Genomic DNA, 452 nt, shown 5'->3' with positions numbered 1-452 from the left:
CACCGAATTGCCGGCGTTACGATCGGTCTCCTGGTCGTTGATCGCGTAATGCTTGATCGTCGAGACGATATGGTTCGATTGAATGCCGATCACCTGTTCGGCAACCATCGTACCGGCCAGCAGCGGATCCTCCCCGCCATATTCGAAATTGCGGCCGTTGCGGGGCTCGCGCAGCAAATCGACGCCACCTGCCAGCATGACGTTGAAGCCCGACCGGCGCGCTTCATCGCCGATCATCGCGCCCCCGGCGCGCGCGATCGCCACGTCCCAGCTTGCCGCCGTCGCAAGGTTGGAGGGCAACGCAGTACGCTCGCGCTTGACCGGGGCACCGCCCTGAGTGGCAACGCCGACCCCGGCATCGGTCTGATGCTGCGCCGGGATGCCGAGCCGTGCGATCGCCGGCACATAACCGGCCGAGCCGCTATGCGCATCGGCGGGTGCATGGTATTGCA

The 452-nt window shown here is 65.3% G+C and carries 1 protein-coding gene; it reads right to left on the bottom strand.

Annotated elements, in window-relative coordinates:
• Positions 1–452, bottom strand: a 452-nt coding sequence (locus AACY49_RS31010; protein ID WP_339528137.1) for a glycoside hydrolase family 3 N-terminal domain-containing protein, incomplete at both ends; no start/stop codon positions are given.

Source organism: Pseudomonas sp. EL_65y_Pfl2_R96 (assembly GCF_963970905.1).
Taxonomy (GTDB): Bacteria; Pseudomonadota; Gammaproteobacteria; order Pseudomonadales; family Pseudomonadaceae; genus Aquipseudomonas.
The sequence above is the reverse complement of the archived record's forward strand: the minus strand, read 5'-3'. Positions and strand labels throughout refer to the sequence as shown.